Here is a 24,234-nt window from a genome sequence, read left to right as displayed (position 1 = left end):
CGGGTGGGGTCAGATCCGCGGCGGGCGCGCCTCGTAGGGCGTCGAGAGGACCACGGTGGTGCGGGTCGACACGCCGGCCAGGGAACGCAGCCGGGCGAGCAGCTCCTCCAGCTCGTGCGGGGTGGCCACGCGCACCTTGAGGATGTAGTTCTCGTCGCCCGCCACGCTGTGGCAGGCCTCGATCTCGGGGACCCCGGCCAGCCGGTCGGCGATGTCGTCGGGCGCGCTGGGGTCGAACGGTTTCACGGAGATGAAGGCGGTCATCGGCAGCCCGACGGCCTCCGGGTCGACGACCGCGGCGTACCCGCGGATGACGCCACGCTGTTCCAGCCGCCGCACCCGCTGGTGCACGGCCGACGTGGACAGGCCCGTGGCCTTGCCCAGGTCTGTGTAGCTCATCCGCCCGTCCTTGACGAGCAGCTGCACGATCTGTCGGTCCAGCTCCTCCATGGCGCAAGAACCTACAGTGCGCTTGATCTCCACGGATACCCGAGCAGCCCAGGTCATGCCCGTTCGTGATGCGGGCGGGGGTCGGGGGGCGGCACGGCGGGGACAAAACCACCGCACCGGGCACCCGCGAGCGGCGTGTGACCAACACCACACCCCCCGGCCCGTCTCCGTGATGTTCTCGTGATTACCCGGGAGGGGGGACGGGAAGTGCTTGCTGTGGTCGAGGCCGCAGTGCCGTCACGGCCCAGCCCGAGGGGGAGAATCCCATGCAGAGTCTTAAGCGCCCTGGTCGTACCGCGCCCAAGCGGCAGCAGCCCGTCGTCGAATCCGTGCCGGAGGGCGTCGATCCCGACGTCTTCGACGACGAGGAGCTCGACACCTACGACACCTTCGAGATGTACCGGGTGATCTGCCCGGACTGCGCGCAGGCCATCGCCCTGCTGGCGGACGAGGAGGTGTTGCCGGAGCACGCGCTGTGCGCCTCGCCGTGGAACCCGTTCGGTCTGACCGTCTGCGCGGGCACCGGCCGCAGGGCCACCGACGCGCGTCCCGCGGACGAGTCGTTCCAGCCCCACGAGCAGGACACCGCCCTGCTGTTGACGCTGCCGCACGGCCTCGACTGGCGGACCCAGCCCTTCTCCCACGTCGGCGGTCCGGGCTCGCGCCCGATGCGCGTGCCGACGATGCGGCGCGAGGCCGCCTGAGCGACCGCGTCCCCGGACACACCCGGGGCCGCCGCTCCCCGCACGGACTTCCGCGCCACGGCTCGCAGGCCGCCGTGGCGCGGGCAGGTGTGCCACGACGTCCCGCACGAGGCGCGGCGGACCCCGTGAACGCACGCCCGATTCCGCGGGCCGGTGACTGTCCGCGCTTCGCCGCGTTGCCCTGGTATGACTCCCACGTACTCGGCGACCGGGAGCCGGCGCCGCGTGTTCGTGCCGGTACCGACGGGACCGGTTCCGCCGGCTCCGCAACCCCCGGACCCGCCGATCTACCGCGAGTTGATGCGGACCTGGGCCGACCGCGGACGTACCCTGCCGGGGCGCCACGACCCGGAGTGGGTCAGGCTCGCCGAGCCCCCGCGCGGGCTCGGCGATGTCGTCGCGACCGGTGACTTCAGCGTCACCGGCACCTTCAGCGTCCCTCGGGACCCGCGAGGTGACGGGCGATGACCATCCGCTGGATCTGGTTGGTGCCCTCGACGATCTGCAGGACCTTCGCCTCGCGCATGTAGCGCTCGGCCGGGAAGTCCGCGGTGTAGCCGTAGCCGCCGAGGACCTGCACGGCGTCGGTGGTCACCCGCATCGCCGTGTCGGTGCAGTACAGCTTGGCCATGGCGGCCTGCTTGGCGAACGGCAGTCCCGCGTCGCGCAGCCGCGCAGCCGTCAGATACAGCGCGCGGCCCGCCTCGATCTGGGTGGCCATGTCGGCGAGCATGAAGCGCAGCCCCTGGAAGTCGGAGATCGGCTTGCCGAACTGCCGTCGCTCGGCCGCGTAGGACACCGCCTCGTCCAATGCCGCCTGGGCCACGCCGATCGCACAGGCGGCGATGCCGAGCCGTCCGGAGTCGAGCGCGGACAGGGCGATCGCGAAGCCCTGCCCCTCCTCCCCGAGACGCCGGGCGTCGGGGACCCGCACGCCGTCGAGGTGGACCTGTGCGGTGGGCGAGCCTTTGAGGCCCATCTTCTTCTCCGGCGCCGCGGCGCTCAGCCCGTCGGCGTCGCCGGGGACCAGGAAGGCGGTGATGCCGCGCGGGCCCTCCACGCCCGTGCGTGCCATGACGGTGTAGAAGTCGGCGATCCCGCCGTGCGTGATCCACGCCTTGGTCCCGGTGATCACCCAGTCGTCCCCGTCCCGCACGGCCTTGGTGCGCAGGGAGGCGGCGTCCGAGCCGGAGGCGGGTTCGGAGAGGCAGTAGGCGCCGAGCAGTCCGCCGCCGAGCATCGCGGGCAGGTGCTCGACCTGCTGCTCCTTGGTGCCGTAGGCGGCGAGCGCGTAGGAGGCGAGGGTGTGCACGCTGACGCCCAGGCCGACGGTGAGCCGGGCCGCGGCGAGTTCCTCGAGGACCTGGAGGTAGACCTCGTAGGGCTGCTCGCCGCCGCCGTACTCGGCGTCGTAGGGCAGGCCGAGCAGTCCGGAGTCGGAGAGCAGGGTGAAGACCTCGCGCGGGAAGCGTCCGGCGTCCTCCTCCTCGGCCGCGCTCGGGGCGATCTCACGCTGCGCGATGTCACGGACGAGCGAGATCAGATCCCGTGCCTCGTCCGTGGGCAGTTGCCGGTCCACCGGCTGCGGGGCGCGGTCGGGCATGGCGACGCTCTCCTCCCTGTCGGGCACATCGGCGGACGTGCGCCTTGGGTGGAGGCGGCTCCGCCTGGTCGTTCGGGCCTGGCCGATGCTCGCACTCCCGGGTCGCGGAAGCGGCTGACCAGCGGCTGTGCGCTGTGAGTATGCCCGATCGGACGTATGGAGTCACCAGTTAACGACCGCTTACTTCAAGAAATCTCCGACCAGGTCGACGGACCCCGAACACCTCCGCACGCCCGGCCGTTTGGTCCGAACCATTGACCGTACTGGTCTAGTCCTCCTACGGTGACGGACCGGACGCACTTACCGCGTTCATGCCAATCGGCGAGCGTTCCCTCTTCCCCCACGAGGAGACACCCGATGCACCTCCCGCACCTCCCCCGCGCCCCCTTCCGGGCGCTGCTCTCCACCCTGTGTTCCGCCGCTCTCGGCGCCGGGCTGCTCGCCGGCGCGGGCGCCGCGACGGCCACGGGCACCGCCACGGCCGCGCCCACCGCCCAGGAGGCGGCCGGCTCGAAGGTCGTCGGCTACTTCACCGAATGGGGCACCTACGACCGCAAGTACTACGTCAAGAACATCGAGACGTCCGGTTCCGGCGCGAAGCTCACCCACATCAACTATGCCTTCGGCAACGTCACCGGCGGAAAGTGCGCCATGGGCGACGCCTACGCCGCCACCGACCGGGCGTACACGGCGGCCGAGTCCGTCGACGGCGTCGCCGACACGTGGGACCAGGCGCTGCGCGGCAACTTCAACCAGCTGCGCAAGCTCAAGAAGAAGCACCCGGACCTCAAGATCCTCTGGTCCTTCGGCGGCTGGACCTGGTCCGGCGGCTTCGCCGAGGCCGCGAAGAACCCGGCCGCGTTCGCCCAGTCCTGCTACGACCTGGTCGAGAACTCGAAGTGGGCCGATGTCTTCGACGGCATCGACATCGACTGGGAGTACCCGAACGCCTGCGGTCTGAGCTGCGACACCAGCGGCCGGGACGCGTTCCCGAAGCTGATGAGCGCCCTGCGCGCCAGGTTCGGCTCCGGCAACCTGGTCACCGCGGCCATCACGGCCGACGCGACGTCCGGCGGCAAGATCGACGCGGCCGACTACGCGGGCGCGGCGCGGTACGTCGACTGGTACAACCCGATGACGTACGACTTCTTCGGCGCCTGGGACGCCGCCGGTCCGACGGCCCCGCACTCGCCGCTGACCTCGTACTCCGGCATTCCGAAGGCCGGTTACCACACCTCCGCGACCATCGCGAAGCTCAAGGGCCTCGGGATCCCGTCCTCGAAGCTGCTGCTCGGCATCGGCTTCTACGGCCGCGGCTGGACCGGCGTCACCCAGTCGGCGCCCGGCGGCACCGCGACCGGACCGGCCAAGGGGACGTACGAGAACGGCATCGAGGACTACAAGGTGCTCAAGACCACGTGCCCGGCGAACGGCACCGTGGCCGGCACGGCGTACGCCAAGTGCGGGAGCAACTGGTGGAGTTACGACACCCCGGCGACCATCGCGACCAAGATGACGTACAAGAACCAGCAGGGTCTGGGCGGCACGTTCTTCTGGGAGCTGAGCGGGGACACCACGAACGGTGAGCTGATCAAGGCGATCGGCTGACCGGCCGACGGGGGGCGCGGGGGCGGGGGCCGGCTCGGGCCTCCGCCCCCGCGTCAGGCGTCCCGTCGGGCGGGGCCGGGTCCAGCTCCTCGACGGCGCGCAGGGCGCCGCCGAGCGCCTTCACCAAGAGGTCGCGCATGGCCTTGCGGGGCAGTCCGGGACGCTCGATCCAGCTCAGGCCGCACACCCAGGAGAGCAGGCCCATGCGGGCCGGCGGGCCGATGTCGCAACGGCCGTACGCGCCCTCGGCGATGGCCTCGACGATCGCCCCGCGCACCCCGTCGCGGATGGCGTGACCTCGGCGTCGAAGCACGCCGCCGCCGACGATCGCGCGGTACGCGGCCTGGTTGTGCTCGGCGTAGCGCAGATAGCCATCGCTGGTGCGGTGGACGCGGTTCATCATTCGCCTGGCGGGCGATGTCGTCCATCGACAGCGCGTCGTACGAGGTGTCGGCGAACAACCTGCGTCCGATGGCGATGAGTTGGGGGACGGGTCCCACGCGGGTCGTGTCAGAGCAGGCCCAACTGGACCACGAGCATCGCGATCACCACGACGAGGGTCCAGCCCATGACGTGCTCGAAGACCTTGGGGCCGTCGTCCTTGGGGCCGCCGGTTCGGACACGGGCGGCGGTGGCGGTGTGTGCGCTCATGACATCTCGCTGATCTCGGACGGTTGCAGGACTCCCCCACTGACCCTGTCCACCTTGCCACCGGCAGCGGCTTTTGCGGCGGAGACCTTGGTCACAGGAAGTCGGCCCCCGGCGGTCGTTCGTGCCGGGGGCCGTCGTGGCGGTGCGGGTGTCAGCGCACGCCCACCGCCGCGAGCGCCTTGCGCTGGCGAGGGCTCGGGTGGGCGGGGAAGTACAGGTAGCAGACGCCGCCGGTGCCCCCCACGACCTTGCCGCTGGCGTTGTACCGCTTGGTCCTGAGCCAGATGTTTTCCCACTCGCGCCGCTTGTAGACGCGGCGCACGGCCTCGTTGTCGTCCGAGGCGGGGTCGTTGGCGATCACGTCGCCGTCGGCGGTGAAGCCGATCACGGTCATCAGGTGACCCGAAGTGCCGTACCCGGCCCCGGTCAGCTCCTTCTCCAGGAAGGACTGGGACGTTATGGCCGGGATACCGGCCGCGATCAGCGTCTCCAGGTCGGTCAGGGAGCCGAGGCGGGTGACCACACCCTGGAGGCCCTTGAAGGTGGCCGCGTAGGCGGCGTTGAAGGGCCAGTTGCCGCAGCCGGCGTACTGGAAGTCGTACGTGTACCGGGCCGCGTGGCAGACCTGCGGGTCGGCGTACGCGGGATCGACCCAGGCGAGCTGCTCCGCGGTGAGCCGGCCGCCCCAGTACTCGATGATCATCTGCGAGGAGGTGGGGCTGCACCAGGCCTCTCCGCCGTTGTCGTACTCCGGGTACTGGCCCTTGTGGATCTCCTGGGAGTAGCGCGGGACGCGCAGTTCCCCGGCGAGGCCGGGAGCGGAGGCGGGGACGGTGAAGCGGTCGGGGATGTCGGAGCCCATGGCGCCGAGCCGCCAGACGGTGGGGGTGACCCGCGAGCCGGGGCGGCGGTAGAGGGTGAGCCTGAGCCGGTAGGAGACCAGGCGCAGACCGGTGGAGGCGTCGTCGATCGAGAAGGTGTCGGTCCAGATGCTGCTTCTGCCGTCGCTCTGGTCGTCGACCGAGGTCCGCCGGATGTCCTGGTCGCCGGCGGCCCAGCGGCCCATCACGTACCAGGGCGTGTCCGTGCCGTCCGAGTACGTGCCCCCGAGCTCGACCTGGAGCCAGGTGCCGTCCGGGGTGTGGGCGTTCCAGGAGGCGATGACCTCCGTCGAGGGCACGCCGAGCCGGTGGACGGGCGACGTCCAGGTGGCGTACTCCCACGTGGCGGTCCTGCCGGTGTGCGGGTCGGTGTAGTCGACGGTGCCGGCCGCGGCGGCGATGACCACACCGGGCCGGGCGCCGGCGACGGGCCGGGCGCCCTGCGCGGTCCCGCCCCGCCAGTCGTAGAACGTGGTCCAGGCCCGGTAGTCGACCGGACGGGAGGTGCGGTCGGGGTCCGCGGTCGCGGTGCCGGCGTACGGCGCGGCCTCGGCGGTGGCCGGGACCGCGCCGCCGGCCACCGCGGCGGCGACGGCGGCGGTCAGCACCGTTCTGCGGGACGGCTGTTCGGCTCTGCTCATGGGCGAAAGACCCCCAGGTGTGCGAGTCGGGGCGGTTCCGTTGCACGGATGTGCGCCAACTATGGCCGCAGGCTGCCACTCCTGCCAGCACTTCTGCGCACGCCACGCCATGAACATTGGTGTCGACCAGTGACACGGAGGTGGGGCGGGGGGAGGGGAGGGCCCGCAGGCGCGGCTAGAGTGCTGGGCGAACGCCCGCCCGCTCCCCCTCCCCCCTTCGCCCAGGACACCGCCATTCACGACCTCGCCGACCGCATCCGCCGGCTGCCCCCCTCCTGCGGGCCCGTGCGCCTCGTCGGCGTGGACGGGCACGCCGGGTCGGGGAAGTCCACGTTCGCCGGGCGACTGGCCGACTCGCTGGGCGGCGCGCCGGTGCTGCACCTGGACGACATCGCCAGCCACGACGAGCTGTTCGGCTGGACCGGGCGGCTGCTGCGTCAGGTGGTCGAGCCCCTGCGGCGCGGCGACACGGCGCACTACGCGCCCTACGACTGGCGGACCCGGCGCTTCACCGCTCCCCGCGCCCTGCCGCCCGCGCCGGTCGTCCTGGTCGAGGGTGTCGGCGCCGGCCGGCGGGACCTGCGCCCGCACCTGGCCCTGCTGCTGTGGATGGACCTGCCGCCCGAGGAAGCGTGGAGCCGCGGACGGGCGCGCGACGGTGCGGAACAGCGGACGTTCTGGGACGGGTGGATCCCGGCGGAGCGCCGGCACTTCGCCGATGACCCCTCGCGCCCCTTCGCGCGCCTTCTGGTACGCCAGAGGGATGAGGGGTACGAGGTGCGTCCGGGGCCTGCCGGGCCCGGGAATCCCGGCACTCTTTGTCACACTGAGTGACAGCTCCTCCGCAATGTGTTGAAGTTGTGAAGGCCGCTCTCGGGCGGCTCGCCGGAGTGCCTCAACTCTGCTTGACCCGGGGGCCGTACAGGTCTTACGTTCTGGATGTGCGGTCTTCCGGGACCGCCCGCAGACACGAAGCCCCCGGTTGTTCCCCCGTGACCGGGGGCTTCGTTCTGCCCAGAACTCTGATTTCGGCTGCTCCGTGGCGCTCCCCGATCACCCTCGGTCACCGCGCGGCGTGCGCCCCGTCCGCTCCCACCTCGGGAAACGGCCTGTCCCGGCACCCTTCGGAGGGAAGACCGCCGCGGGTACGATGCCCTCGGTGTGCGACCTACGGACGGCCGCTGCGCGCACCTTGCAACTCCGGTCGCCCGTACAGCGGTTGGAGTGGAGGGCCGGCGGGCGACGGTCCGGTGGCATACCGACGGGGGCACGGTTCGTGGGGGACGTGATGGACTTCGGCACGCAGGGCCCGCAGGCCCCGGCCGACCTCGCCTGGCTGCGCGGCGTGGACGCCTACACCATGGGGGCCTATCCGCAGGCCGAGGAGGAGTTCCGGACCGCGGTGCGCATCGATCCCTCGATGGCCGACGGCTGGCTCGGGCTGCACGCGCTGCGCGTCGACACCACCAACGCGCTGCTCCGGATGTTCCGGCACAGGGACCGCTTCGGCGAACAGCGCAACCGGCACCGCCGTACGCTCAACTCCTGGTACTGGCTGGGCTGGTGGGTCCAGCCCGTGCTGGAGAGCCCGCGCGACCTGCTGCTGGCGCACGCCTCGCACTGGCTGGACGGCCGCCACGTCCCGGAGCTGGACCGGGCGCTCGCCGGACTGCCCCCGGTGGACACCGACGCCCAGGTCCGCTTCCTGCACGCCTGCCGCGCCTACCTCGTCAAGGACTGGGAACAACTCGTCCGGCACACCGATCCCCTGCTCGGCGACCCCCTGCTGGGCATCGAGGCGGGCCTGTTCAGCGGAATGGCCCGGGTACGGCTGGAGATGTACGGACAGGCCGAACCGCTGCTGTCGGCCGCGCTCATGCGGTGCCGCAGCGAGCAGCCGCAGCGCAAGGAACTGCGCTACTGGCTGGCGCGGGCCCACGAGGGCACGGGCCGCAGCGCCGCGGCACTGCCCCTGTACCGTGCCGTGCACCGCGTCGACCCGGCCTTCATGGACACCTCGGCACGGCTCGCGGCCATCGCCGAGAGCGACGGCTACGACGACCCCGCCGACCTCGCGGGACTCGCCCCGGCCGGTGCCGGACCGGACGGCATGGACGGGGCCGACGGGCTCGATCCGCTCTTCGGCACCGAGGAGCGCGACCTGAAGCTCTCCGACCCCGAGCCGCCGCCGTCCGGCGCGCTCCCCTCGCTGACCGGTCCACCGGTGCGCAGGCGGGACGGCGTACCGGACCCGTCCCTGCCCGCCGGGCCCACGGACCCCGCGTTACTGGAGGAAGCGCTCGCCGAGCTGGAGCGCATGGTGGGTCTCGAACCGGTGAAACGTCAGGTGAAGGCCCTGTCCGCGCAGCTGAACATGGCGCGGCTGCGGGCCGGGCAGGGCCTGCCGGTCCAGCCGCCCAAACGCCACTTCGTCTTCTCCGGCCCCTCGGGCACCGGCAAGACCACCGTGGCCCGCATCCTGGGCCGCGTCTTCTACGCCCTCGGCCTGCTGGGCGGCGACCACCTCGTCGAGGCGCAGCGGGCCGACCTGGTCGGCGAGTACCTGGGCCAGACGGCCGTGAAGGCCAACGAGCTGATCGACTCCGCGCTCGGTGGTGTGCTGTTCGTCGACGAGGCGTACTCGTTGTCCAACTCGGGGTACGGCAAGGGTGACGCGTACGGGGACGAGGCGTTGCAGGTGCTGCTGAAGCGGGCCGAGGACAACCGCGATCACCTGGTGGTGATCCTCGCCGGTTACCCGGAGGGCATGGACCGGCTGCTGGCCGCCAACCCCGGGCTGTCGTCCCGGTTCACCACCCGCGTGGACTTCCCGTCGTACCGGCCGCTGGAGCTGACCTCCATCGGGGAGGTGCTCGCCGCCGAGAACGGGGACGGGTGGGACGAGGAGGCGCTCGACGAGCTGCGGGCGATCGCCGGGCACGTGGTCGATCAGGGGTGGATCGACGAGCTGGGGAACGGGCGGTTCCTGCGGACGCTGTACGAGAAGAGCTGTGCGTACCGGGATCTGCGGTTGTCCGGGTACAGCGGGGTGTTGACGCGGGACGATCTGGCGACGTTGCGGTTGCCGGATCTGATGCAGGCGTACGGGGAGGTGCTGTCGGGGCGGGGTCCGCAGGACCCTCCGGGGGTGTAGCCGCAGGATCGTGGGCGTGCCCGCTCGGGGCGTTGTCAGGTGCCCTCGGGCGGGGCGGCGCCGGGTGGGTATGCCCGCGCCCCGCTGAGAAATGCCGCTGCGCCCACCCGTGCCGCCCTGGGGGTGCCTCCCCCAGGCCGTTCAGGCACTGGGGGAGGCACGACTGCCCGCAGCTACGACGGCTGCGGCCGCGGCTGCCGGCTACGCCGGTACCTCCTCCGGGGCCCCGCTCGCCCGTTGTTCCGCCACCACCGGTGCCTCCCGGTGGGCCGGGTCGCGGACCTCGCCGACCAGGAGTTCCAGTACGTCCTCCAGTGCGACCAGGCCCAGGACCCTGCCGGACGCGTCGGCCACCTGGGCCAGGTGGGTAGCGGCGCGGCGCATGACGGTGAGGGCGTCGTCGAGCGGGAGTTCCGCGCGGAGGGTCGTCATCGGGCGCCACAGTTGCTGGGGCACCGCTCGGTCGGAGTCCTCCACGTCGAGGACGTCCTTGACGTGCAGGTATCCCATGAAGGCGCCCGTGTCCGCGGCGACCGGGAAGCGGGAGTACCCGGTGCGGGCGGTGAGCGCGACGATCTCGCCCGGCGTGACCGACGGGCTGACCGTCACCAGGGACTCGCGCCCGAGGAGCACGTCGGTCACGGGACGGGAGCCCAGTTCCAGGGCGTCCTCCAGGCGCTCCTGCTCCTCCGGGTCGAGCAGGCCGGCCTGACCGGCGTCCTCGACCAGCCGGTTGAGCTGCTCGCTGGTGAAGACGGCCTCGACCTCGTCCTTCGGCTCGACGCGGAACAGCCGCAGGATGCCCTGGGCGCAGGCGCCGAGCGCGAAGGTGATCGGCTTGCAGAGGCGGGCGAAGGCGACCAGGCCGGGGCTCAGCCACAGCGCGGCCTTCTCTGGGGCGGCCATCGCGAGGTTCTTCGGGACCATCTCGCCGATGACGAGGTGGCAGAAGACGACGGCGGCCAGCGCGATGACGTAGCCGAGCGGGTGGATCATGCCGTGCGGCAGGTGGATCCACTCGAAGACCGGCTCCAGCAGGTGGGCGACCGTGGGCTCGGCGACCGCGCCGAGCGTCAGCGAGCAGACGGTGATGCCGAACTGGGCGGCGGCCATCATCTGCGGCAGCCGCTCCAGCCCGTACAGCACCTGCCGGGCCCGGGCGGTGCCGAGGGGCTCGATCTGGCTGCGGCGCACGGAGACGAGCGCGAACTCGGCGCCGACGAAGAAGCCGTTGGCGAGCACGAGCAGCGCGGCGAACAGGAGTTGCAGGACGCTCATCGGGCGGCCTCCAGCAGCGACGCCGGCGCCGTCCGCACCAGCCGTATCCGCTCGGCGCGGTAGTGGCCGACCTGCCGGACCGACAGCCGCCAGCCGGGCAGTTCCGCGCGGTCCCCGACGGCCGGGATCCGGCCGAGCAGGTCGGCGACCAGGCCGGCCACCGTCTCGTACGGGCCCTCGGGCGTCTCCAGGCCGATGCGGCGCAGGGCGTCGACGCGGCAGCTGCCGTCGACGTCCCAGGCGGGGCGGCCGTCCTCGGGCGGGGCGGGGGCGAGTTCGGGCACGTCCGCGCCGTCGTGCTCGTCGCGGACCTCGCCGACGATCTCCTCGACGATGTCCTCCAGGGTGACGACGCCGGCGGTGCCGCCGTACTCGTCGACGACGACCGCGATGGGCTGCTCGCTGCGCAGCCGGGTGAGCAGCGGCCGTACCGGCAGGGTCTCGGGGACGAGCAGGGCCGGGCGGGCGATACGGCCGGCGGGGGTGCGCAGCCGGTCGTGCACGGGGACGGCGAGAGCGTCCTTGAGGTGGACCATGCCGACGATCTCGTCGATCTTCTCCCGGTAGACGGGGAAGCGGGACAGACCGGTGGCGCGGGTCAGGTTGACCACGTCCTCGGCGGTCGCCGAGGACTGCAGGGCGCTGACCTTCACGCGGGGGGTCATGACGTGCTGTGCGGTCAGTTCGCCCAGGGACAGGGTGCGGACGAAGAGTTCCGCCGTGTCCTGTTCCAGGGCGCCGGCCCGGGCGGAGTGCCGGGCGAGGGAGACCAGTTCGCCGGGGGTGCGGGCGGAGGCCAGCTCCTCGGCCGGCTCGATGCCGAGCATGCGGACGAGCCGGTTGGCGACGGTGTTCAGCGCGGAGATCACGGGGCGGAACAGCCGCGCGAAGACGTGCTGCGGGCCGGCGACGAAGCGCGCGACGTGCAGCGGCTTGGACACCGCCCAGTTCTTGGGCACGAGCTCGCCGATCACCATCTGCACGGCCGAGGCCAGCAGCATGCCGACGACGACCGACACCCCGGACACGGCGCCGTCGGGGACGCCGATCGCGGTGAACGGGCCGTCCAGCAGCTGGGCGAGGGCCGGTTCGGCGAGCATGCCGACGACGAGGGAGGTGATGGTGATGCCGAGCTGGGTGCCGGAGAGCTGGAAGGACAGCTCCTTGAGGGACTCGACGACCCGGCGGGCACGTCGGTCGCCGTCGGCGGCGGCCTGTTCGGCGTCCGCCCGTTCGACCGTGACGAGGCCGAACTCGGCCGCGACGAAGAAGCCGTTGGCCAGGATCAGCAGGAACGCGGCTGCCAGGAGCAGCAGGGGGGTGGTCATGATGCCGCCGCCTCCGCAGGGACGCGCACCTCGTGGGTGCGGTCCGCGCTATGTCGGCAGGGGGCGGCGCAGGTACTGCAGGACGATCCGTCCATCGCCGGAGGGAGTCACTCCTCGGGTAGCAGGAACCCCTGCGCACCGGGCGGAGCGACAGGGGCGGAGCCGCGACGACCGCGTCTCCGTTCCCAGATTAATCACGAAAAGGGGGTGTGCGGCAGGGTGGACGCCGCCGAGCCGGTCCCCCGGTTGCTCCGGAGGGCGTCCCGGGGGCGTACGCGGTCAGCCGCGCGGTGCCTCGGGGCCGGCGGCGGAGCGGGCCTCCACCAGGGCGCGCAGGGCACGCGCGTCGGCGATGGCACGCTGCTTGGCGATGCCCGGCTGGATGCCGAGCGCGGGCAGGCTGGTGCCGTCGCTGAGGTCGAGGAACACCCACGGGTCGCCGGCGCGGAGGTTGACCTGGAGGATCTCCGGCCACTCCAGGCGCCGCTTGGCCGTCAGGTTGACGACGGTGACGCCCGACTCCTCGGCGACGACCTTGGGCCGGGACAGCAGCATCAGGACGCCGGCCAGGAAGAGGGCCGTCAGCACGAAGCTGAGGCGCTCCCCCGGGCCGAGCCCGTTCAGCAGCAGGCCGACCGCCGACACGGTCACGACCGTGGCGACGGCGAGGCTGATGAGGACGGCGCGGGTGCGGCCCGGCCGGAAGGTGACGGGCAGGGCGGGCAGATCCGGTCCGGCGCCCGACGGTGCGTCCGACATGGTGTGTGTGCTCCGGGTCACGCTGGAGGGACGACGGGTCAGGGGCGGCGGGTCACAGACGGCAGGCGTGGATGGCCGTGGTCAGGATGGCCCGGGCGCCGATGTCGTACAGGTCGTCCATGATCCGCTGGGCCTCCTTGGAGGGGACCATGGCGCGGACGGCGACCCAGCCCTCGTTGTGCAGCGGGGAGACGGTCGGGGACTCCAGGCCGGGGGTGAGCGCGACGGCCTTCTCCAGCTGCTCGACGCGGCAGTCGTAGTCCATCATCACGTACGTCCGGGCCACCAGGACGCCCTGGAGGCGGCGCAGGAACTGCTGGACCTTGGGCTCCTCCGCGTCGGCTCCGGTGCGGCGGATCACGACCGCCTCGGACTTCATGATGGGCTCGCCGAAGACCTCCAGCCCGGCGTTGCGCAACGAGGTGCCGGTCTCGACGACGTCGGCGATGACCTCGGCGACGCCCAGCTCGATGGCGGTCTCGACGGCGCCGTCGAGGTGGACGACGGAGGCGTCGACGCCGTTCTCGGCGAGGTGGCCGGCGACGATGCCCTCGTAGGAGGTGGCGACGGTCCTGCCCTTGAGGTCCTCGATGCCGCTCGCGGTTCCCGGCTTGGCGGCGAAGCGGAAGGTGGAGCGGGCGAAGCCGAGCGGGAGGATCTCCTCCGCCCGGGCGCCGGAGTCGACCAGCAGGTCGCGGCCGGTGATGCCGATGTCGAGGCGGCCGGAGGAGACGTAGATCGCGATGTCACGGGGGCGGAGGTAGAAGAACTCCACCTCGTTCACCGGGTCGACGATGCGCAGTTCCTTGGACTCGCGGCGCTGCTGGTAGCCGGCCTCATGCAGCATCTCCCCCGCGGGGCCTGACAGGGAACCCTTGTTGGGGACGGCGATGCGCAGCATGAGGTCGGCTTCCTTTGTGTGAAGGGGTGTAAGGGGAGAGCTGGAGACTTCAGAGGTGGGCGTAGACGTCGTCCAGGGAGATCCCGCGGGCGACCATCATCACCTGGACGTGGTACAGCAGCTGGGAGATCTCCTCGGCCGCCGCCTCCTTGCCCTCGTGCTCGGCGGCCATCCAGACCTCGGCGGCCTCCTCGACGACCTTCTTGCCGATGGCATGGACCCCCTTGTCCACCAGTTCGGCGGTGCGGGAGGTGGCGGGGTCGCCGTTCGCGGCCTTGTGCTGGAGCTCGGTGAAGAGCTCCTCGAAAGTCTTCTTGGACATGGTGGCGCCCACTTTACGCGTAGTGCCGCCGGGCCTAACGCCACGGTTCGGATACTGAGCGGAGCGTGGCCGCCGTGGCGACGGCCGCGGTCACCGCCTCGTGCCCCTTGTCCTCGCTGGAGCCCTCGATGCCGGCCCGGTCCAGGGCCTGCTCCTCGGTGTCGCAGGTGAGCACGCCGAAGCCGACGGGCACGCCGGTGTCGACGGAGACCTGGACCAGGCCCTGGGTCACCCCCTGGCACACGTAGTCGAAGTGGGGGGTGCCGCCGCGGATGACGACGCCGAGGGCGACGATCGCGTCGTAGCCGCGGCCGGCGAGGACCTTGGCGACCACCGGCAGCTCGAAGCTGCCGGGGACCCTGAGCAGGGTCGGCTCGTCGATCCCCAGCTCGTGCAGGGCACGCAGGGCGCCGTCCACCAGTCCGTCCATCACCTTGTCGTGCCACTGTGCCGCGATGACGGCGACCCGCAGGTCACCCACGTTGCGTACGGACAGCTCCGGTGCACCCTTGCCGCTCACGTGTCTCCTTGAATCCTTGCTTGCTGCGCTTACTGGTTGCCGCAGGTGGACACGGGCGTCGTGTCCAGCCAGGGCAGGTCGTGTCCCATCCGGTCCCGCTTGGTGCGCAGGTACCGGAGGTTGTGCTCGCCGGCCTGGACGGGCATCGGCTCGCGGCCGGTGACGTCGATGCCGTGCCGTTCGAGGGCGGCGGACTTGTCGGGGTTGTTGGTCATCAGCCGCACGGCGCGCACGCCGAGGTCGGCGAGGATCTGGGCGCCGGCGCCGTAGTCGCGGGCGTCGGCGGGCAGGCCGAGTTCCAGGTTGGCGTCGAGGGTGTCCCGGCCGCGCTCCTGGAGTTCGTAGGCGCGCAGCTTGGACATCAGGCCGATGCCACGTCCCTCGTGGCCGCGGAGGTAGACCACCACTCCCCTGCCCTCGGCCTGGATGCGGTCGAGGGAGGCGTCCAGCTGGGGGCCGCAGTCGCAGCGCTGGGAGCCGAAGACGTCCCCGGTGAGGCACTCGGAGTGGATGCGGACCAGGACGTCCCGGCCGTCGCCGATCTCGCCGTGGACGAGGGCGACGTGCTCGACGCCGTCGACCGTGGAGCGGTAGCCGTACGCCGTGAACTCGCCGTGCCGGGTCGGCAGGTGGACCTCGGCCTCGCGGCGGACGGTGGGCTCGGCGCTGCGGCGGTAGGAGATCAGGTCCTCGATGGAGATGATCGTCAGGCCGTGCTTGCGGGCGAACGGGATCAGCTCGGGCAGCCGCAGCATGCGCCCGTCCTCGCCGGCGATCTCCACGATGGCGCCGGCCGGGCGCAGGCCCGCCAGGCGGGCGAGGTCGACGGCGGCCTCGGTGTGGCCGTTGCGGACCAGCACGCCGCCGGAGCGGGCGCGCAGCGGGAAGATGTGGCCGGGCCGGACCAGGTCGTCCGGCTCGGCGGTGCCGCTCGCCAGGAGCTGGAGGGTGGTGGCGCGGTCGGAGGCCGAGATGCCGGTGCTCACGCCGTGGGCGGCGGTGGCGTCCACGGAGACCGTGAACGCGGTCTTCATCGACTCGGTGTTGTCGTCGACCATCTGCGGGAGCCGGAGCCGGTCCAGTTCGCCGCCCTCCATGGGGGCGCAGATCAGGCCGCGGCACTCGCTCATCATGAAGGCGACGATCTCCTCGGTCGCCTTCTCGGCGGCGATGACGAGGTCGCCCTCGTTCTCGCGGTTCTCGTCGTCGACGACGACGACCGGGCGGCCGGCCGCGATGTCGGCGATGGCCTGTTCGACGGGGTCGAGGGCGAGGTCCTCGGGGCCGTCGGGGCTGTAGAGGATGGGTGCCGCAGTCATGCGGGCGCTCCTTCCGGGACGGGCCGCGTCGTGTTGCGGGAGCGCAGCCACCAGTCGCGCAGGCCCCACAGGACGAGCGCGCCGTAGAGGACGTAGACGAAGCCGGAGAAGGCGAAGCCGTTGGCGAAGTTCAGCGGGACGCCGACCAGGTCGACGAGCAGCCAGGCGAACCAGAACTCGACCATGCCGCGGGCCTGGGCGTACATGGCGACGACGGTGCCGACGAAGATGTACGCGTCCGGCCACGGGTCCCAGGACAGGGTCGGGAAGGCGGTGAACAGGCCGCCGACCGCGAGGGTGCCGACGGCTGCGGCACCGACCAGGGCGCCGCGTTCGCGCCAGGTGGCGAAGCGCACGGCGATCGATCCGTCCTGGCTCTGCTGCCGGCCGCGGTTCCACTGCCAGAAGCCCCAGGCGGCGACGACCATGACGACGATCTGCTTGCCGGCGCTGCCGGAGAGGTGGGCGGTGGCGAAGGCCGTGAAGAGGATGAGCCCGGAGACGAACTGCACGGGCCAGGTCCATATCGAGCGCCGCCAGCCGAGGGCGAGGCCGAGCAGACCGATCACGTTGCCGATCATGTCCGACCACTTGATGTGCTGGTCGAAGAGCGTGAAGGCCTCGGAGTTGAGCCAGTTCACCGGGTGCCCCCCTGGGCGCCGAGCAGCCGCTCGACGTACTTGGCGATGACGTCCACCTCGAGGTTGACCGGGTCGCCGGGCTGCTTGAGGCCGAGCGTGGTCAGGGCGAGGGTGGTGGGGATGAGGCTGACGGTGAAGAAGTCGGGGCCGGCGTCGACGACGGTGAGGCTGATGCCGTCGACGGTGATGGAGCCCTTCTCGACGACGTAGCGCGCCAGGTCGGCGGGCAGGGAGATCTTCACGATCTCCCAGTGCTCGGAGGGCTTGCGCTCGATGATCTCGCCGGTGCCGTCGACGTGGCCCTGGACGATGTGGCCGCCGAGCCGGGCGCCCACGGCGGTGGGGCGCTCCAGGTTGACGCGGGAGCCGACGGCGAGGGCGCCGAGGCTGGAGCGGTTCAGGGTCTCGGCCATCACATCGGCGGTGAACTCGTCGCCGTCGTGGTCGACGACGGTGAGGCACACGCCGTTGACGGCGATGGAGTCGCCGTGCCGCGCCCCCTCGGTGACCACGGGGCCGCGCAGACGGAAGCGACAGGCGTCGTCGAGGGTCTCGACAGCGGTGATCTCGCCCAGCTCTTCGACGATTCCGGTGAACACTTCCCGGGTCCTCCTGCCTCTTCGGGCACGGACTCCGGGGCTGCCGACGAACGACAGAAAGGACGAACGAGAACACCGGGAGCGACGCCGGACGGGGCCCGCCCGTGACGGACGAGCCCAGAGATCGGCGGCGCGCACATATGCTCGCCCGCCGCGCACTGCCTCCCATCCGGACTTTAACCGTCGGTCCAGGAATTTCACCTGGTCAACCGGCCGCTGGAAGCGACCGGGTCGCGGACTGTAACCGCCGGTTCGGACTTTCACCGACCCCGGAGTGCGCTGCTTCTGGTACAGGGCCAGTGTGCCACGACCGACACGCACTCATGCCGACGGAGGGTGTGGGGTGGCTCACAGAGTGCTTCGACGGGTCGTCCGGCCACGGCTCACCCACCACCGCGCGCACTCAACTCCCCCGTCTCCCCACCTTCTTGAGATTGGTCCATACCTATTGACTCACTGGTCTAGTCCTCTCTAGGGTCTGCGCAACTTCCGTGGAGAGGAACCCGACTGTGCCTTCCCCCTCACGCTCCAGAACCCGCCACCGGGCGAGACCGGCCCTGTTCGCCGGCGCCGCCGCCGTCGCCGGCCTGGTGTTCGCCGGGCTCCCGGCCACCGTCTCGCACGCCGCCGACCAGGAGACCTGTCGCCCCGACGGGCTCTACCGGACACCCGGAGTCGACGTCCCGTACTGCTCGGTCTACGACGCCGAGGGCCGGGAGAAGATGGGCGCCGACCACCCGCGGCGGGTGATCGGCTACTTCACGGGCTGGCGCACCGGCAAGGACGGCAAACCCGCCTACCTGGCCTCCGACATCCCCTGGGACAAGGTCACGCACATCAACTACGCGTTCGCGCACATCGACGGGGCCAACAAGCTCTCCGTCGGTTCGGACGGCGCGACGAACCCCGCGACCGGGATGACGTGGCCGGGCGTCGGCGGCGCGGAGATGGACCCGGGCCTCCCCTACAAGGGCCACTTCAACCTGCTGAACAAGTTCAAGAAGCAGCACCCGAACGTCAAGACGATGATCTCGGTGGGCGGCTGGGCCGAGACGGGCGGCTACTTCAAGGACGACGGCACGCGCGCGGACTCGGGCGGCTTCTACTCGATGGCCACCAACGCCGACGGCTCGGTCAACCAGGCCGGCATCGACACCTTCGCGGACTCGGCCGTCGACTTCGTCCGCACGTACGGCTTCAACGGCGTCGACATCGACTACGAGTACCCGACGACGATGAAGGACGCGGGCAACCCGCTCGACTGGTCGTTCGCCAACGGCCGCCGGGCCGGACTGGTCAAGGGCTACGCGGCGCTGATGAAGACGCTGCGCGAGAGGCTCGACCGCGCGGGGGCCGCGGACGGCAGGCACTACCTCCTCTCCGTCGCCGCGCCGTCCTCCGGATACCTGCTGCGCGGCATGGAGACCTTCCAGGTCCAGAAGTACCTAGACTACGTCAACATCATGTCGTACGACCTGCACGGCGCCTGGAACGAGTACGTCGGCCCCAACGCCTCCCTCTTCGACGACGGCAAGGACGCCGAACTCGCCGCCGCGGGCGTCTACTCCACGTCCCAGTACGGCGGCATCGGCTACCTCAACACCGACTGGGCCTACCACTACTTCCGCGGCTCGATGCCGGCCGGGCGCATCAACATCGGGCTGCCGTACTACACGCGAGGCTTCAAGAACGTCACCGGCGGCACCGACGGACTGTGGGGCAGGGCCCCGGCCACGAACTGCCCGGCGGGCTCAGGCCTGACCAAGTGCGGTGACGGCGCGGTCGGCATCGACAACCTGTGGCACGACCTGGACAGCAACGGCAAGGAGTCGCCCGCCGGGTCCAACCCGATGTGGCACGCCAAGAACCTGGAGAAGGGCGTCGTCGGGGACTACCTGACCGACTACGGCTTCCCGGCCGGCACCAGGCTGACGGGTACCTACGCCCGCAAGTACGACGCCACGCTGGTCGCGCCGTGGCTGTGGAACGCGGAGAAGAAGGTCTTCCTGTCCACCGAGGACGAGCAGTCGGTCAAGGCCAAGGCGGACTACGTCGTGGACCGCGGCATCGGCGGCACGATGGTGTGGGAGCTCGCGGGCGACTACGCCTGGAACGCGGGCACGGGGCAGTACGAACCGGGCTCGACGCTGACCAGCACGATGTACGACACCTTCAAGTCGGCCTCCCCGTACGGGGCGAAGCGGTCCGCGGCCGGTCTGCCGGCCGAGGCGCTGGACATCGACGTGGAGTTCGGGCAGTTCCCGCTCGGCGACTCCAACTACCCGATCGGCCCGAAGCTGAAGATCACCAACAACTCGGGCACGACGCTGCCCGGCGGCACGGAGTTCCAGTTCGACTACGGCACCTCCGCCCCCGGCAACGCCAAGGACCAGTCCGGCTGGGGCACCACGGTCGTCCGCAGCGACCACACCGGCTCCAACGCCGGCGGGCTGAAGGGCGACTACCACCGCGTCTCGCTGAAGCTGCCGGCCTGGCAGTCGCTGGCGCCGGGCGCCTCCGCCACCGTGGACTTCGTGTACTACCTGCCGGTGTCGACGCCGTCGAACTGGACGGCGACGTTCGGCGGCAAGTCGTACGCCCTGGCCGGTGACCTGGCCCGGGGCACCACCGTGGTGAACCCCGGTACGCCGACCCCGACGCCCACACCGACGGGCACGGGGTCCCCGAGCCCGAGCCCGACGGGCGGCACCGGTCAGTGCGCCGCACCGGCCTGGAGTGCGGCCGACTCGTACGGCGGGGGCGTCACGGTGTCCCACGAGGGGCACTCCTGGAAGTCCAAGTGGTGGACGAAGGGCGAGGAACCCGGCACCACCGGACAGTGGGGCGTCTGGCAGGACCTCGGCGCCTGCTGAGCCCCCGCAGGACCGGCCCGGCGGCGGTGACGACGGCCCTTGCCCGCCGCCGGGCCACCCAGCGCGACACCGGGCCGGCCCCGCCCGGTGTCACGTTCTCGGCGTGCTGATCCGTCCAAGCCGACGACAGGTGTTCCACTCGGGAGCACCACCCGTGCGAAGGGGCTGAACAGCATGACCACGATCCTGGTGACCGGCGGCACCGGAACGCTCGGCCGGCTCGTCACCGAGCGGCTGCGCGCGGACGGGCACGAGGTGCGGGTGCTCAGCCGGCACGCCCAGCCGTACGCCGTCGACCTGCGCAAGGGCGGCGGCGGCCTGGACGCGGCGCTCGACGGCGTGGACACGGTCGTGCACTGCGCGAGCACGCAGACCGGCGGGGACGAGCGGGCGGCCGTGAACCTGCTGGCGGCGGCCCGGCGGGCCGGGGTGCGGCACCTGGTGTACATCTCGATCGTCGGCGTCGACCGGGTGCCGCTCGGCTACTACCGCACCAAGCTGGCCGTCGAGCGGCTCGTGGAGGAATCCGGGCTCGGCTGGACGGTGCTGCGGACGACGCAGTTCCACGACCTGCTGGTGCGGCTGTTCCAGGGCCTGGCCAAGTCGCCGGTCATGCTCGTGCCGGCGAAGGTCGCCGACCAGCCGGTCGAGGTGCGGGAGGTCGCGGACCGGCTCGCCGAGCTGGCGGCCGGCGAGCCCGCCGGGCGGGTCCCCGACCTGGGCGGCCCGCAGGTGCGCGGCTTCGAGTCGCTCGCCCGTGCCTACCTGGCGGCCACGGGACGCCGTCGGGCCGTGGTGAACGTGCCGCTCGCCGGGAAGACCTACCGTGCGTTCCGCTCGGGCGGCCATCTGGCACCGGAGAGGGCGCTGGGCAAGGGCACCTTCGAGGAGTACCTGACCGCCCGGTTCGGGCGCGGCGCCGGGGGCGGACGGCGCGACTGACCGGGGCCGGCCGTCGCATGACCCCCGCGACCCCGGCAAGATCCGTACGACAGCCCTAGCGCTCCGGCGGTCCGAACAGGTCGTCCTGGGCGCGGTCCCGGGCGGTCAGCAGTGCTCCGCGCAGTACGGCGCCGCCGCCCAGGGTGCCGGCGCGCACCTCGGTGGCGAGGGGTGACATCCGGGCCAGGCGGTCCCGCACGCGGGCGGCGAGTGTGTCGCCGCCCGCCCGCCCGGTCTCGCCGGCCAGCACGACACAGCCGGGGTCCAGGACGGAGACGACGGCTGCGGCCCCGAGCGCGATCCGGTCGGCGAGGACGTCGAGGAACCGCCCGGCCGACGGGTCGGTGCCGGCCCCGCGTACCGCCGCCCGCACCAGCGCGGCCGCGTGCGGCTCCTCCGCCACGGGGTCCGCCGTCACGCCGTGCCGCGCCGCGAGGGCGGCCACCGCCGCCGCCCCGGTCACGGAGTGGAAACCGCCCTCGCAGTCGGTGGCCGACGGCACGCCCGACGTGCCGGGCACCGGCAGGAAGCCCAGCTCGCCCGCGCCGCCGGAGACGCCGCGCCGCAGGACGCCGTCGAGGACGACCGCGCCGCCGACGCCCAGACCGAGCCACAGCAGGACGAACGTGTCCCGGTCGCGGGCGGCCCCGTCGCGCTGCTCGGCCAGGGCGGCGAGGTTGGTCTCGTTCTCCACGCCGACCCGCGCCCCCGGCAGCCGCTCCCGCAAGGCGGCCACCAGACGGCGGTGCCACTCGGGCAGGCCGGTGGAGTCGTGGAGTTCTCCGCTGGCCGGGTCGATCAGGCCGGGGGCGCCGACGCAGACGGTGTGCAGCCGGTCGGCGCCCGCCTCCTTCACCGCGCGCTCGACCAGGCTGACCGCCTGTTCCACCGCGGGGCCCGTCCCGGTGCCGTCGCCGATCGGCACGGACGCCTCGGTGAGGACCCGGCCGAGCAGGTCCGACACGAGGACGGAGACGCTCTCGGTGCGCACGTCGAGGGCGGCCAGGTGGGCCCGGCCGGCGACGATGCCGTACAGCCTGGCGTTCGGCCCGCGGCGCTGCTCTCCCGACTCCCCTGTCACCTCGATCAGGCCGGAGGCGGTGAGGCGTTCGACGAGGTCGGCCACCGTGGGCCGGGAGAGGCCGGTCAGCTGCTTCAGCTGGGTGGCCGTCAACGGGCCCTCCTGCTGGAGCAGACGCAGGGCGAGCCGGTCGTTGATGGCCCGGGCGGTGCTCGGGGATGCGGGCATGCCGGGATCCTTCCAGATCGACGGGCGGAGGGTCGCGCCGAGAACTCACTATCTATCAGGCAGGGTTCCTGATAGTTTACGCCGCGCGACGGAGCAGTGGACCTGACCCGAGCCGATTCGACGGAGGAGCCCGCAATGAGCGCAGTGGTCTACGCGCACAGTGAGGTGAGGCGCGCCCGGTACGCCGTGGCCGCCGTGTTCGCCGTGCACGGCGCGGTCACCGGCTCGTTCGCGACCCGGGTGCCGTGGATCCAGGACCACGCCGGGGTCAGCGCGGGCCAGCTGGGGCTGGCGCTGGCGTTCCCCGCGCTCGGTGCCTCCGTCGCCATGCCGCTGGCCGGCAGCGTCAGTCACCGCTTCGGCGCCCGTACCGCCCTGCGCGGTCTGCTCGCCCTGTGGACACTGGCGCTGGTGCTGCCCTCCCTCGCCCCGAACCTGCTCACCCTGTGCCTCGCCCTGTTCGTCTACGGCGCCTCGGCGGGCATGTCGGACGTGGCGATGAACGCGCTCGGCGTCGAGGTGGAGAACCGGCTCAACAAGTCGATCATGTCCGGCCTGCACGGCATGTGGAGCGCGGGAGCCCTGATCGGCTCGGCGGCCGGTACGCTCGCCGCCCATCTGGGCGCGGACGCGCGGCTGCACCACGTCCTCGCCGCGGGGGTGCTGACCGTGCTGGGACTGCTGGTCTGCACCTGGGTGCTGGACCTCCAGCCCGCCGAGGACGAGGACCCGCCGCCGCGGTTCGCGCTGCCGCCCAGGTCGGCGCTGCTGATCGGCGCGGTCGGGTTCTGCGCGGTGTTCGCGGAGGGCGCGAGCCTGGACTGGTCGGCGGTCTACCTGCGGGACCAGCTGGAGACCTCGGCCGGTCTCGCCGCGGCCTGCACGACGGGCTTCACGCTCACCATGGCCGTGGCCCGGCTCGCCGGGGACAAGGTGGTGGACCGCTTCGGCGCCGTGCGCACGGTCCGGGTGAGCGGCGTGCTGGCCACGCTCGGCGGCCTGCTGGTGGTCGTCGGCGGGCATCCGGCGGTGGCGATGACCGGCTTCGCGCTGATGGGCCTCGGCATCGCGGTCGTCGTCCCGCTGTGCTTCGCGGCGGCGGGCCGGGCCGGTTCCAACCCGAGCCTCGCCATCGCGGGCGTCGCGACCATCACGTACACGTCCGGGCTGGTGGCGCCCAGCGCGATCGGCGGCCTGGCGCAGGCGACCAGCCTGGTGGTGTCGTTCGGCCTGGTGACCGTGCTGGCCTGTTGCCTGGTGGTGTTCGCGAGGGTCCTGCGGGCCGGCGACCGCAACCGGCCGAAGATCAGTCCGTCGAGCGCAGCAGTGCCCGACCGGCAGCCCTGAAGGCCTCGCTCCACGGCGCCGGGCGCAGCGTCGCCGAGTCCAGCCGGACCAGCACCCGGGTGCCGCGGGCGTACGTGGTGGCGCCGTCCGCCGAGCAGAACCGGAAGCCGTAGGTCAGCCCGGTCGTGCCGAGCCGCTCCAGCCAGAGGTGGACGGCGTACGCGCCCGGCCTGGTGACCGGCGCCTCGTAGCTGACCGTCAGCTCCTTGACCGCGTTGCAGGCGTCGCCGGCCGCCGCCCAGTCGCCCTCGAAGCGGAAGCCGTGCTCGGTCCACAGCTCGGCCCAGGCCCGCTCGGCCATCACGGGGTAGCGGGCGTTGTGCAGCAGCCCGAGCGCGTCCAGGTCGTCGAAGTGGACGGTGACGGGGACGAGCCTGCCGTAGGACAGGGCGGGGGCGGCGGGGGCTTCGGCGGTCACGGGCGGGGCTCCTGGTCTTGCTCGGCTGTGCTCACGTGCGGCGGTT

23 protein-coding genes, 1 pseudogene and 1 riboswitch are annotated in these 24,234 nt (G+C 72.1%); of the genes and pseudogenes, 8 read left to right on the top strand and 16 right to left on the bottom strand.

Annotated features, from left to right (window positions below):
- Window positions 1-9 precede the first annotated feature (9 nt).
- Window positions 10-450 (bottom strand): Lrp/AsnC family transcriptional regulator, encoded by a 441-nt coding sequence (locus IEZ05_RS15590; RefSeq protein ID WP_004002750.1) that lies wholly within the window; start codon window positions 448-450, stop codon window positions 10-12.
- Window positions 451-716: 266 nt separating this feature from the next.
- On the opposite strand from IEZ05_RS15590, the gene IEZ05_RS15585 reads away from it, so the two are divergent.
- Window positions 717-1,154 carry a hypothetical protein gene (locus tag IEZ05_RS15585; RefSeq protein WP_189230685.1) on the top strand — a complete coding sequence of 146 codons (438 nt, stop codon included), beginning with the start codon at window positions 717-719 and terminating at the stop codon, window positions 1,152-1,154.
- Window positions 1,155-1,340: 186 nt separating this feature from the next.
- Window positions 1,341-1,622 carry a hypothetical protein gene (locus tag IEZ05_RS36350; RefSeq protein WP_225635294.1) on the top strand — a complete coding sequence of 94 codons (282 nt, stop codon included), beginning with the start codon at window positions 1,341-1,343 and terminating at the stop codon, window positions 1,620-1,622.
- On the opposite strand, the gene IEZ05_RS15580 is transcribed toward IEZ05_RS36350, so the two are convergent.
- The gene (locus tag IEZ05_RS15580; protein ID WP_189230684.1) at window positions 1,585-2,757 is read right to left on the bottom strand and encodes an acyl-CoA dehydrogenase; all 1,173 of its coding nucleotides are present in this window, start codon (window positions 2,755-2,757) and stop codon (window positions 1,585-1,587) included. The genes IEZ05_RS36350 and IEZ05_RS15580 overlap by 38 nt on opposite strands.
- Window positions 2,758-3,114: 357 nt before the next feature.
- Between IEZ05_RS15580 and IEZ05_RS15575 the strand changes: the two genes are divergently transcribed.
- Complete coding sequence (locus IEZ05_RS15575) at window positions 3,115-4,365, top strand: glycoside hydrolase family 18 protein (protein WP_189230683.1); 1,251 nt, start codon at window positions 3,115-3,117, stop codon at window positions 4,363-4,365.
- Here IEZ05_RS15575 and IEZ05_RS15570 read toward each other — a convergent pair.
- The 3 genes and pseudogenes from IEZ05_RS15570 to IEZ05_RS15560 all read right to left on the bottom strand — a co-directional run.
- Window positions 4,349-4,850 (bottom strand): annotated as a pseudogene (locus IEZ05_RS15570) (hypothetical protein); the annotation flags it as partial. The gene IEZ05_RS15575 and the pseudogene IEZ05_RS15570 sit on opposite strands and share 17 nt — an antisense overlap.
- Before the next feature lie 25 nt (window positions 4,851-4,875).
- Window positions 4,876-5,016 (bottom strand): SCO1431 family membrane protein, encoded by a 141-nt coding sequence (locus IEZ05_RS15565; RefSeq protein ID WP_189230682.1) that lies wholly within the window; start codon window positions 5,014-5,016, stop codon window positions 4,876-4,878.
- Window positions 5,017-5,167: 151 nt separating this feature from the next.
- A complete protein-coding gene (locus IEZ05_RS15560; RefSeq protein ID WP_189230681.1) occupies window positions 5,168-6,538 on the bottom strand; it encodes a peptidase C39 family protein in 1,371 nt (456 codons plus the stop codon).
- Between the two features lie 183 nt (window positions 6,539-6,721).
- On the opposite strand from IEZ05_RS15560, the gene IEZ05_RS15555 reads away from it, so the two are divergent.
- Both IEZ05_RS15555 and IEZ05_RS15550 read left to right on the top strand, forming a co-directional pair.
- A complete protein-coding gene (locus IEZ05_RS15555) occupies window positions 6,722-7,372 on the top strand; it encodes a uridine kinase family protein (protein WP_189230744.1) in 651 nt (216 codons plus the stop codon).
- 454 nt (window positions 7,373-7,826) lie between these two features.
- Window positions 7,827-9,692, top strand: coding sequence for an AAA family ATPase (locus tag IEZ05_RS15550; RefSeq protein ID WP_189230680.1), 1,866 nt, complete (start codon window positions 7,827-7,829; stop codon window positions 9,690-9,692).
- Between the two features lie 201 nt (window positions 9,693-9,893).
- On the opposite strand, the gene IEZ05_RS15545 is transcribed toward IEZ05_RS15550, so the two are convergent.
- The 9 genes from IEZ05_RS15545 to IEZ05_RS15505 form a co-directional block, all read right to left on the bottom strand.
- Window positions 9,894-10,970 (bottom strand): hemolysin family protein, encoded by a 1,077-nt coding sequence (locus IEZ05_RS15545; protein ID WP_189230679.1) that lies wholly within the window; start codon window positions 10,968-10,970, stop codon window positions 9,894-9,896.
- Window positions 10,967-12,298 carry a hemolysin family protein gene (locus tag IEZ05_RS15540; RefSeq protein WP_189230678.1) on the bottom strand — a complete coding sequence of 444 codons (1,332 nt, stop codon included), beginning with the start codon at window positions 12,296-12,298 and terminating at the stop codon, window positions 10,967-10,969. The genes IEZ05_RS15545 and IEZ05_RS15540 overlap by 4 nt, the downstream gene beginning before the upstream one ends.
- Window positions 12,299-12,577: 279 nt before the next feature.
- Complete coding sequence (locus IEZ05_RS15535) at window positions 12,578-13,057, bottom strand: PH domain-containing protein (protein ID WP_189230677.1); 480 nt, start codon at window positions 13,055-13,057, stop codon at window positions 12,578-12,580.
- 52 nt (window positions 13,058-13,109) lie between these two features.
- A complete protein-coding gene (gene hisG, locus IEZ05_RS15530; protein ID WP_189230676.1) occupies window positions 13,110-13,958 on the bottom strand; it encodes an ATP phosphoribosyltransferase in 849 nt (282 codons plus the stop codon).
- Between the two features lie 49 nt (window positions 13,959-14,007).
- Entirely contained in the window at window positions 14,008-14,280 is a 273-nt protein-coding gene (locus tag IEZ05_RS15525) for a phosphoribosyl-ATP diphosphatase (RefSeq protein ID WP_055564821.1), read from the bottom strand.
- Window positions 14,281-14,314: 34 nt separating this feature from the next.
- The gene (gene ribH / locus IEZ05_RS15520; RefSeq protein WP_189230675.1) at window positions 14,315-14,800 is read right to left on the bottom strand and encodes a 6,7-dimethyl-8-ribityllumazine synthase; all 486 of its coding nucleotides are present in this window, start codon (window positions 14,798-14,800) and stop codon (window positions 14,315-14,317) included.
- Window positions 14,801-14,829: 29 nt separating this feature from the next.
- Window positions 14,830-16,119 (bottom strand): bifunctional 3,4-dihydroxy-2-butanone-4-phosphate synthase/GTP cyclohydrolase II, encoded by a 1,290-nt coding sequence (locus IEZ05_RS15515; protein WP_189230674.1) that lies wholly within the window; start codon window positions 16,117-16,119, stop codon window positions 14,830-14,832.
- Window positions 16,116-16,760 carry a nicotinamide mononucleotide transporter family protein gene (locus IEZ05_RS15510; protein WP_189230673.1) on the bottom strand — a complete coding sequence of 215 codons (645 nt, stop codon included), beginning with the start codon at window positions 16,758-16,760 and terminating at the stop codon, window positions 16,116-16,118. The genes IEZ05_RS15515 and IEZ05_RS15510 overlap by 4 nt, the downstream gene beginning before the upstream one ends.
- The gene (locus IEZ05_RS15505; protein ID WP_189230672.1) at window positions 16,757-17,359 is read right to left on the bottom strand and encodes a riboflavin synthase; all 603 of its coding nucleotides are present in this window, start codon (window positions 17,357-17,359) and stop codon (window positions 16,757-16,759) included. Before IEZ05_RS15505 ends, IEZ05_RS15510 begins: the two co-directional genes overlap by 4 nt.
- 151 nt (window positions 17,360-17,510) lie before the next feature.
- A riboswitch (FMN riboswitch) is annotated at window positions 17,511-17,641 on the bottom strand.
- A gap of 227 nt (window positions 17,642-17,868) precedes the next feature.
- Here IEZ05_RS15505 and IEZ05_RS15500 point away from each other — a divergent pair.
- Both IEZ05_RS15500 and IEZ05_RS15495 read left to right on the top strand, forming a co-directional pair.
- On the top strand, window positions 17,869-20,232 hold the full coding sequence (locus tag IEZ05_RS15500) for a chitinase C-terminal domain-containing protein (protein ID WP_189230671.1): 2,364 nt from the start codon (window positions 17,869-17,871) through the stop codon (window positions 20,230-20,232).
- 174 nt (window positions 20,233-20,406) lie between these two features.
- The gene (locus tag IEZ05_RS15495) at window positions 20,407-21,174 is read left to right on the top strand and encodes an SDR family oxidoreductase (protein WP_189230670.1); all 768 of its coding nucleotides are present in this window, start codon (window positions 20,407-20,409) and stop codon (window positions 21,172-21,174) included.
- 55 nt (window positions 21,175-21,229) lie between these two features.
- On the opposite strand, the gene IEZ05_RS15490 is transcribed toward IEZ05_RS15495, so the two are convergent.
- A complete protein-coding gene (locus tag IEZ05_RS15490; RefSeq protein ID WP_189230669.1) occupies window positions 21,230-22,423 on the bottom strand; it encodes an ROK family transcriptional regulator in 1,194 nt (397 codons plus the stop codon).
- Between the two features lie 135 nt (window positions 22,424-22,558).
- Here IEZ05_RS15490 and IEZ05_RS15485 point away from each other — a divergent pair, with 135 nt between their 5' ends.
- Window positions 22,559-23,770 (top strand): MFS transporter, encoded by a 1,212-nt coding sequence (locus IEZ05_RS15485; RefSeq protein ID WP_189230668.1) that lies wholly within the window; start codon window positions 22,559-22,561, stop codon window positions 23,768-23,770.
- Here IEZ05_RS15485 and IEZ05_RS15480 read toward each other — a convergent pair.
- On the bottom strand, window positions 23,730-24,188 hold the full coding sequence (locus IEZ05_RS15480; RefSeq protein WP_189230667.1) for an acyl-CoA thioesterase: 459 nt from the start codon (window positions 24,186-24,188) through the stop codon (window positions 23,730-23,732). The genes IEZ05_RS15485 and IEZ05_RS15480 overlap by 41 nt on opposite strands.
- Window positions 24,189-24,234 lie beyond the last annotated feature (46 nt).

It is taken from the genome of Streptomyces flaveolus, from assembly GCF_014648815.1.
Classification (GTDB): Bacteria; Actinomycetota; Actinomycetes; order Streptomycetales; family Streptomycetaceae; genus Streptomyces; species Streptomyces flaveolus.
This window is presented reverse-complemented; position numbering and strand designations above follow the sequence as displayed.

Bases quoted from the DNA above. Each gene is read 5' to 3' on its own strand.
- IEZ05_RS15590 (WP_004002750.1), bottom strand. From the start codon at position 450: ATGGAGGAGCTGGACCGACAGATCGTGCAGCTGCTCGTCAAGGACGGG.
- IEZ05_RS15585 (WP_189230685.1), top strand. From the start codon at position 717: ATGCAGAGTCTTAAGCGCCCTGGTCGTACCGCGCCCAAGCGGCAGCAG.
- IEZ05_RS36350 (WP_225635294.1), top strand. From the start codon at position 1,341: ATGACTCCCACGTACTCGGCGACCGGGAGCCGGCGCCGCGTGTTCGTG.
- IEZ05_RS15580 (WP_189230684.1), bottom strand. From the start codon at position 2,757: ATGCCCGACCGCGCCCCGCAGCCGGTGGACCGGCAACTGCCCACGGAC.
- IEZ05_RS15575 (WP_189230683.1), top strand. From the start codon at position 3,115: ATGCACCTCCCGCACCTCCCCCGCGCCCCCTTCCGGGCGCTGCTCTCC.
- IEZ05_RS15565 (WP_189230682.1), bottom strand. From the start codon at position 5,016: ATGAGCGCACACACCGCCACCGCCGCCCGTGTCCGAACCGGCGGCCCC.
- IEZ05_RS15560 (WP_189230681.1), bottom strand. From the start codon at position 6,538: ATGAGCAGAGCCGAACAGCCGTCCCGCAGAACGGTGCTGACCGCCGCC.
- IEZ05_RS15550 (WP_189230680.1), top strand. From the start codon at position 7,827: ATGGACTTCGGCACGCAGGGCCCGCAGGCCCCGGCCGACCTCGCCTGG.
- IEZ05_RS15545 (WP_189230679.1), bottom strand. From the start codon at position 10,970: ATGAGCGTCCTGCAACTCCTGTTCGCCGCGCTGCTCGTGCTCGCCAAC.
- IEZ05_RS15540 (WP_189230678.1), bottom strand. From the start codon at position 12,298: ATGACCACCCCCCTGCTGCTCCTGGCAGCCGCGTTCCTGCTGATCCTG.
- IEZ05_RS15535 (WP_189230677.1), bottom strand. From the start codon at position 13,057: ATGTCGGACGCACCGTCGGGCGCCGGACCGGATCTGCCCGCCCTGCCC.
- hisG (WP_189230676.1), bottom strand. From the start codon at position 13,958: ATGCTGCGCATCGCCGTCCCCAACAAGGGTTCCCTGTCAGGCCCCGCG.
- IEZ05_RS15525 (WP_055564821.1), bottom strand. From the start codon at position 14,280: ATGTCCAAGAAGACTTTCGAGGAGCTCTTCACCGAGCTCCAGCACAAG.
- IEZ05_RS15515 (WP_189230674.1), bottom strand. From the start codon at position 16,119: ATGACTGCGGCACCCATCCTCTACAGCCCCGACGGCCCCGAGGACCTC.
- IEZ05_RS15495 (WP_189230670.1), top strand. From the start codon at position 20,407: ATGACCACGATCCTGGTGACCGGCGGCACCGGAACGCTCGGCCGGCTC.
- IEZ05_RS15490 (WP_189230669.1), bottom strand. From the start codon at position 22,423: ATGCCCGCATCCCCGAGCACCGCCCGGGCCATCAACGACCGGCTCGCC.
- IEZ05_RS15485 (WP_189230668.1), top strand. From the start codon at position 22,559: ATGAGCGCAGTGGTCTACGCGCACAGTGAGGTGAGGCGCGCCCGGTAC.